The 8081-nt window shown below is 47.4% G+C and carries 7 protein-coding genes; all 7 read left to right on the top strand.

Annotated elements, in window-relative coordinates; genetic code table 11:
- A partial coding sequence (locus LLF78_04285; protein ID MCE5201710.1) for an efflux RND transporter permease subunit occupies positions 1-1275 on the top strand: 1275 nt, incomplete at its 5' end.
- Positions 1276-1285: 10 nt separating this feature from the next.
- Positions 1286-1615: a P-II family nitrogen regulator gene (locus LLF78_04280; GenBank protein ID MCE5201709.1), complete on the top strand. Its 330-nt coding sequence runs from the start codon at positions 1286-1288 to the stop codon at positions 1613-1615.
- A 26-nt stretch (positions 1616-1641) separates the two neighbouring features.
- A complete protein-coding gene (locus LLF78_04275; protein ID MCE5201708.1) occupies positions 1642-2241 on the top strand; it encodes a hypothetical protein in 600 nt (199 codons plus the stop codon).
- Positions 2210-2491 carry a hypothetical protein gene (locus LLF78_04270; protein MCE5201707.1) on the top strand — a complete coding sequence of 94 codons (282 nt, stop codon included), beginning with the start codon at positions 2210-2212 and terminating at the stop codon, positions 2489-2491. The genes LLF78_04275 and LLF78_04270 overlap by 32 nt, the downstream gene beginning before the upstream one ends.
- 94 nt (positions 2492-2585) lie before the next feature.
- Positions 2586-4499, top strand: coding sequence for a cadmium-translocating P-type ATPase (gene cadA / locus LLF78_04265; protein MCE5201706.1), 1914 nt, complete (start codon positions 2586-2588; stop codon positions 4497-4499).
- Between the two features lie 196 nt (positions 4500-4695).
- The gene (locus tag LLF78_04260; GenBank protein ID MCE5201705.1) at positions 4696-5514 is read left to right on the top strand and encodes a transporter; all 819 of its coding nucleotides are present in this window, start codon (positions 4696-4698) and stop codon (positions 5512-5514) included.
- A 1486-nt stretch (positions 5515-7000) separates the two neighbouring features.
- Positions 7001-7696, top strand: coding sequence for a hypothetical protein (locus LLF78_04255; protein ID MCE5201704.1), 696 nt, complete (start codon positions 7001-7003; stop codon positions 7694-7696).
- Positions 7697-8081: the final 385 nt, after the last annotated feature.

Raw genomic sequence — 8081 nt, 5'->3', positions numbered from 1 at the left:
GCGCATGCCGACCCTGTAAACAGCGCCGAAGCCGTCGTAGCCCTTAAGGCAAAAGACGAATGGAAATCCGCAGGGTCGCTCGAAGAGCTTACAAAAAAAATGAGTGAAACGTTCAGGGATTTTCCGGGCGTTCAGCTGAATTTCACCCAGCCCATTGCAGCAGCCGTGGATGAACTCCTTACAGGAACAAAGGCTGACCTTGCGATAAAAATAGTCGGGCCGGACATGGAAATACTCAAGAAAAAGGCGGGGGAAATTGAAAAGATCATTAAGACTGTGCCTGGAGCAGCCGATGTGCAAAAAGACCAGGTTTCAGGCACGCCGCAGCTCAGAATTACTATGGACAAAAAAGCGATTGCGCGGTACGGCATTAACGTTGAAGATGTCCAGGAAACTATCCGCTCCGCCGTCGGCGGAGAAAAAGCCGGTCAGGTTTTCGAAGGTGTCAAGAGGTTCGATATCCTTGTCCGCTATGTCCCTGAAGCGCGCGGAACCTCAGAAGCGATAGCAAATATCATCGTTGCTGCGCCGGGCGGTCTAAAGGTACCGTTGTCGCAGCTTGCGAAGATTGAGGAAATTGTCGGTCCGCGTCAGATCACACGCGAAAACAATCAGCGTTTTATCACCGTGCAATGTAATGTAAGAGACCGTGATATCGGTTCGTTTGTGAAGGACGCTCAGGCGGCGATTGACGCAAAGATCAAGCTCCCCGCCGGATATTTTGTCAGATGGGGCGGACAGTTTGAACTGCAACAGCAGGCCAACAAACGGCTGATGCTCGTTGTGCCGGTTACGCTCCTCATTGTGTGTCTGCTGTTGTATGCGGCGTTCAGCTCCATGAAGAACACCTTCCTGATTTTGCTGAACATTCCCCTTGCCCTTGTCGGCGGAGTGGTTGGACTCTTTGTCACCGGTCAGAATCTTTCGGTTCCTGCGTCGGTGGGGTTCATAGCTTTATTTGGCATTGCTCTTGCCAATGGTATGGTTCTTGTTACTTATCTGAACCAGCTGCTTCGTGATGGAATTCCGATGGAACAGGCCTGCATTCAGGGGGCCTGTTTACGTCTGAGGCCGGTCCTTATGACGGCTTTGGCTGCAGCTCTCGGTCTTGTGCCAATGGTTCTTTCCAGCGGCTCCGGCAGCGAGGTGCAGCGGCCTCTTGCTACAGTTGTGATTGGTGGACTTATAACTTCAACTGCGTTGACTCTGCTCGTAATTCCGGCTCTTTATCGCTGGTTTGCCATCAACCCCGAAGAAGATTCGGTAATGAAATAGGGAGGATTATATGAAACAGATACAAGCATATATCAAGTCGCACAAATTGGGTAATGTAGCCATGGCTTTGCAGGGAATTCAAGGTTTGCGCGGCATGACTGTGCTGAATGTCCGTGGCTTCGGCAAGCGCGGTGAGTCAGAAAGGGCTTACCCGGTTGTGGACGATCTTCTCGATTTCGCTAAGCATGTGAAGATCGAGATCTTCTGTAACGACAATATTGCAGATGAAATTGTGGCGATTATAGACCACAATGCCCGCACTGGACTGCGAGGTGATGGCAAAATATATGTCTCTACAGTCGATATGGCATTCAAAGTTGGTGGCTCTAAAATAAGTTAAGGGGCGGCAAGCCAAAAGGAGAAAAAATGAACAAGCTCATTATTAGTGCGACATTGGTCTTGACAGGTCTATTGCTGGCTGGGTGCGCAGCTGGACAGCTTAATACACATAATCACGATTCGCAGGTCTCTAGAGATACATTTGTAGAAGCGATAGCAGAGGCAGTTCCAGCTGGATTCGGCTATCTTGTTATACAGACGTCAATCAAGACACACCCGGAGGGCTTCTATCCGATGGAAAGCTCCGCATCACATCATGGCGCCGATCATTATCCGTTTGTTGTAACTGTTGGACAGCAGTCAGTTACATGGAGCGTCGAAGGTGCTCAGGCCGATACCCCAAAGTATGCACCGGACGGAAGTACGCCGAAGGACCCGGAGGCGGGACCTGGTATGCGCTACTCGCTGGACAAACGACTCCGACTGAAGCCTGGCATATACGATGTCAGGATAGAACTGCCGGATGATAATGCGATCTCTGTCGCAAAGGTGACTATACGGGAAGGCAGAACTGCTGTTGTTGAATTCAAGCCTTTGTACAAGATGAAGAATCTCCCGTTCCGTATGCCTTCATACCTCAAGGGAGTCTCATCGCTTGAGGTATACATTGACGGGAAAAAACAATAAGCTCGCTATGAAGTTTTTATTAATGATCGTTATGACATTATGTCTCATATTATCGATTGCCACGACCGGCTTTGCGGCCGATAATATCAAAGGGACAGTAACAAAGATCGACGGTTCCACAATCACTGTGAAAACGGCAGATGGAAAAGAGCTGACAGGAAAAAGCGTCGATGCTACGATCAACGTCGGTGACAGGGTTTTTGTGAGTCACGGCAAAGTGAGCAGAAAGAGAATGCTGGACCGGCATTGAGGCTGCTCCCGGGCGGCGGAAAACCGCCGCCCGGACAGTTTATATAATGTTAATGTACGGCTAATCGGCATTTCCGGAAAGGATTTCGATAATAATGGATATAAAACCTCTTCTTGAAAATTCAAAGATCAGACATCTATTGATTGCGCTTGCAGTCATTATTCCCTTTGAAATAGGGGCTCTTTTTGGAAAGAACCTGCCTGACTGGATTGAATGGCCGCTATTCTTAGGTATCATCGTCCTGTTCGGCAGGAACGTGCTCTTGCATGGTCTCAGGAGTCTTTTCCGCTTTAACTTTTCGGATATTAATCTCCTGATGACTATTGCCATCGGCGGAGCTCTTTATCTTGGGAAACTGGAAGAGGCTGCAATTATCGTAACGCTTTTCGCGTTTGGCGAGACGCTTGAGGATTTCGGAATGAAGCGCAGCCGCACAGCCATTGAAGCGCTCATGGCGCGCGCTCCGAAGACAGCCTGGATCAAGGGGCGAGAAGAACGTGTGCCGGTAGAATTAGTGTCTATTGGAGAGGTAATCGAAATTCGGCCCGGCGACGCAATTCCACTTGACGGAGATGTTATTGCAGGAACTTCGCTCGTTGAAGAGGCGACGATCACCGGCGAACCGCTGCCAAAGACAAAGAATGTCGGCGATGCCGTCTATGCTGGAACCCTGAATACGCAGGGATACATTGAGGTGCGCGTAACCAAAGCGGTGGATGACACTACTCTGGCCAGGATTATCATCCTGACCGAGGAAGCAGCCCAACAAAAGGCAGCGTCGCAAAGGTTTATTGAACAGTTTGCCAAATATTATACGCCGGCAATCATCCTTGGATCTCTGGCTCTTTATGCAATTCCGGTTTGGCTTTTCGGAGGGGCTCCTGAGCTGTGGCTGTCGCAGGCGCTTAGCCTGTTAATTATTGCTTGCCCTTGCGCTTTGATTATTTCTACGCCTATCGCGGTCTTCTCATCTATTGGCAATGCCTCGCGTAAAGGCGTATTGATTAAGGGCGGTCAGTTTCTCGAGGCCCTGGGGCGTATGAAAGCAATCGCTTTCGACAAAACAAGAACGCTTACCAAGGGCAGCCCAGTTGTGTCAGATGTAAGAGCATTCAACGGCTATACAGTAGAAGAAGCGCTAGCCTGTGCTGCCGGACTCGAGGTCTTTTCGGAACATCCTATCGCGCAGAGCATTGTGGACAAGGCCGCCAAACAATCGCTGGAAGCGCATCCATTTGAGAATTTTCAGGCAACCCCGGGAAAAGGCGTGAAAGGGCAGTGCACAATCTGCACCGATCCCCATCACTGCCTCGGAAGCATGCGGTTTGTGGCTGAGGAGCATTATGTGCCTGAGGAAGTAGCTTCTACCGTTTTGGAACTTGAAAAACAGGGCAAGACTGCCATTGTCATCAGCGATTCTATTCATGTAAAAGGAGTAATTGGTGTTACGGACGATATAAGGATAGAGAGCAGACAGATGGTGGACTCTCTACGGGAGCTGGGAATAGAGCCTTTCATGTTGACAGGCGACAACGAGATTTCTGCTAAACACGTTGGCAGTCTGGTTGGAATAACCGAGATAAAAGCAGGGCTTCTTCCGGATGACAAGGCCCGCGAGATGCAGTCTATGACAAGGCGTTATGGGACAGTTGGCATGGTCGGTGACGGAATCAACGATGCGCCCTCCCTTGCTGCGGCTTCGGTTGGCATTGGGATGGGCACTGCAGGATCTGATCTCGCCCTTGAGAATGCAGACATTGCCTTGCTAAACGACAGGCTTGATCGCATCCCATTTCTTGTTCGTCTTGGAAGACGCTGCGTCCAAACTATCCGGTTCAATATTGTAGCTGCTATCGCAGTGAAAGCTCTTTTCATGGCGCTCGCAATTTCTGGATACAGCAATCTTGCGCTAGCGATTTTTGCAGATGTCGGAATGACAGTGATCGTTATTCTGAACAGTCTGCGGCTTTTTAATTTTGAGGCAGAAGCTGCCATGCCGCCCAGCTAAATAAAACTTGGAATTTCGACGATGACTATTGAATCAAGATAGATGTGAGCACGTGGATTTGCGTCTGCCGTATTGTTCCAGTTTCCGGAATATATGCTGCAGATATATCGATGCTTCGAGAACATTTTATGTTTTCCGGGAATTCTGATATTATCAATAAATAGCCTTTTCATCAGGTATGCAGGATAAATCAGCCATGAAAGGTGTAATTATGCGGATTACTGCTTTTGCAATAATAATCATCATCAGCATTTACGCCGGCCAGGGCCTTGCCGAGGAACCGAAGAAGATACAGGACAATTCTTTTTTGATCGAGGAGGCTTACAATCAGGAAGATGGAGTAGTACAGCATATACAGGCTTTCCAGTACCAGAAGAAGTCCAAGGAATGGCTTTATACTTTTACACAGGAATGGCCCGTGCCGAAACAGGCCCACCAATTCTCGTACACAATCCCCTTCGCCCATCTGCAGGGCGATGGATCTCGCACCGGCATCAGCGACATCGCCCTGAACTACCGATATCAGTTGATCATGAAAGACAATGTCGCTCTTGCGCCGCGTTTTTCACTGCTGCTTCCAACAGGCGACTACAGAGAGGGATTTGGGAACGGAGCCCTCGGTTATCAGGTCAACATCCCACTGAGCATTGAATTGTCGCATAAATGGGTCACCCACTGGAATGCTGGAGCCACAGTTACTCCGCGTGCGAGAGAGGCGTCGGGAGCGAAGGGTGATCTTTGGGGATATAATCTCGGAGCCAGCGTAGTTTACCTTCTTTCAGAGAATGTAAATGTGTTGACCGAGGTTGTATGGAATGCGTCTCAGGCCTTGCAACCCGATGGGTCAAAGGTTTGGGAGAATAGCTTTTTCATCAATCCTGGAGCTCGCTTCGCAATAAATTTCAAATCAGGATTGCAAATTGTGCCCGGAATCAGTTTTCCCATCGGAGTCGGATCGTCGAGGGGCGAGTATGGTGTGCTTTTATATCTGTCTTTCGAGCATAAGCTCTTCTAAGTTATAGTCTTTTGATACTTTACGCGCTTAGCTCTGCCAGTAGAGGATAGAGTGACGAATAATAGATGGCTTCTACTGTCTTAACGTACGATTTTTTACAAATCGTGAGCTGACCCCTATTTGTTCGTTTTTAGTGGTAGCCGATGTCCAGGCGGTCAAACCGTCTGGACAAAACAAAAGCGAAGAAGAAACTATCCAGACGGTTAAGCCGCCAAGCGGTTTAGATAGTAGTAACTTCAATATCCAAACGTCTAAGCCGCCAAGCGGTTTAGATAGTAGTAACTTCAATATCCAGACGGTTAAGCCGCTAGACGGCTTAGACATTATTGAATCAGATATCCAGACGATTTAACCGTCAAAAAGTCCATTGCAAAAAAAATATTCATGTTATAAAATAATATTAGTTGTTTCTCTCACCATTTTCTGTTCCGCCAAAGGCGGAAACCTTCCATGGTAAATCCATGACCTTATTTGCCTGCATTAGCTCGCAAAGAAACCTACAAAGCTGCAGGTCATTAGCCCTGCGCTCATACCCAACAGCGGCGGCTGTTATCAATCAAAATCTCATATCAATTAGCTCAAACAAATATTTAGGTATAAGATTTTGATTTAAAAAAGATTCTTTCCACGTTTTAGAATATAGTTGCAGAGCAGTCTTTTGCTATATTCCTAAACCAATAAATGTCTTGTTGTGCTATCCAAAAATACACTCCTTTGAACAAACAAATTACACACAACTGATTGAAACACATCTCGCCATAGCGGACTAATCAACCGTTAGAGGTTGGGTCTGGCATTCGCTACTTTACGGCTGTCAACCGTAATCGTAGAGCCAGGGGACTCGCTGGATGCATGGAAACATGCTTGTCCAGTGGGGATGAGGGCTGCATTCTGAAATGGGTGCTTCTACTCACTAGAAAAAAGATTATGGGCGACTCTGATGTTTTGCTGAAAATGGGTGCAAATCCCATATAGGGGGTATCAGTAATGATGCAACCTATCACGGCGAGGGAGGATAAGGCAGTAATGCCGATTCCAAATAGCTCAACTCGTTAAAGCGTCCTGACAAGGATGCGACCGTGTAATGACTGTAAAGGTGCTAAGCCAAACAGCTCCGAAGTCTACTGGTGACCGAAAGCCTGCAAAGGGAAGTAAGGGAGGCCTTCTATATTCGACTCCTATCAGCCAGTAGATGGATACGCGACACCTAACCAGTCTAACAAGATCAGCAAATCTAAAGAGGCAAGTTCCGACCGGCGCTCAGGCGCGCGAGGAATGAGAGCAAGACCGACTACCTCCCGCAAGGGGTATAGCGCTGCAAGGCAGTGGCGCTATATAGACTGTTGAGGTGACGCTCAACACACAAGGTCTGGGAAAAGGTCATCCCTGTGTTTTCAATCAGTTTATTTATCGGGAGGGTGATCACCTCCCCCCTTTTTTCGAAGGGGCCCTGGCGGGCGTCCTATCAAATAATCGGGAGGTTATTATGGACAAAGATGTGGAATTTGATACGGCCAAAGGATTTATTCAACGGATAGCACTCCTTGTTCAGCGTGGGTATTATTTCTATTGCATAACAAAATACCCAGCTGCCAAGCAAGACAAATGGAAAAAAATAGACAATAAGCTGGTAGAGAAGTATTCTGCCAACTTGTTGAAGTATGTGACAATTTATCGCAAGAAAAAGGGTCTGGCAAATTTTCAGGCATTAAGGTATCGGGACACTTGCGTCCTGTTGCATACCCCTGGAATAGTCCCAGAAACCTATGACGATAAATTTTTAGATATTCACACAAACCCTCTCACTTTAAAAGTCGGGGATATTGTTGAATATCAAATCCGCATGATTGAAAAACCATGCAAAAAAGGAAAGGACCAAAAAAATCACACGAAGTCTCCTCAAAAGTATCAGGTAGATACTATTCTTACAAATCGATGCCTCAGAACTTTAAAAGGAGACTTGCTTGCCCTATGTCCTACAAGGATACCGGCTATAATTGTATCCAAATTTGCCAAACTAAACCGCTTATTAGGCTGCAGAAGCGTCCGCATTCAGATGTATCAGATTAGGGATGAGGTGATAGCTGAAGCCAAGAAATGCGGCATGAATATACCTAAGAATAAGTTATATATAAGCGCTGAAACTAAGTTTCAGCCACAACATAAAAAGGAGACAGGATAACCCTGTCTCCTTTTTTTTTGGCTAAATTTTAAAAATATTCTTAAACCGTTCACTTAGTGGTCACTTAGTGCCCACTAAATTCTAAAGCGCAGACAAAAAGCATCCAAAAAACACATATCTTAGTGGTCACTTTGTGGTCACTTTGTGGTGTCAACCAAAAACCTCTTCCCTTTAGCCCGAGAAAAATGAGCCGTAATCAGCAGGCGTAGCGGAGCAGCGTCTTTACGCCTGATGATGGGCTTACGGCTCATGAGCATGCATCCATGGCTCAGGCTCGGAGAGCCCCGCAAGCCGTGGAAGACACGAAGTGTCTTAACGAATGAGCCGCATCGTAGCGTGTAACCTACCTCCCTGCCAGTCCAAAGACTCCCACCCTTAGCGGGTT

Source organism: Synergistaceae bacterium, from assembly GCA_021372895.1.
In the GTDB taxonomy this organism is placed as follows: Bacteria; Synergistota; Synergistia; order Synergistales; family Synergistaceae; genus JAJFTP01.
Note: the sequence above shows the minus strand (reverse complement) of the source record. Positions and strands in the feature narration are given on the sequence as shown.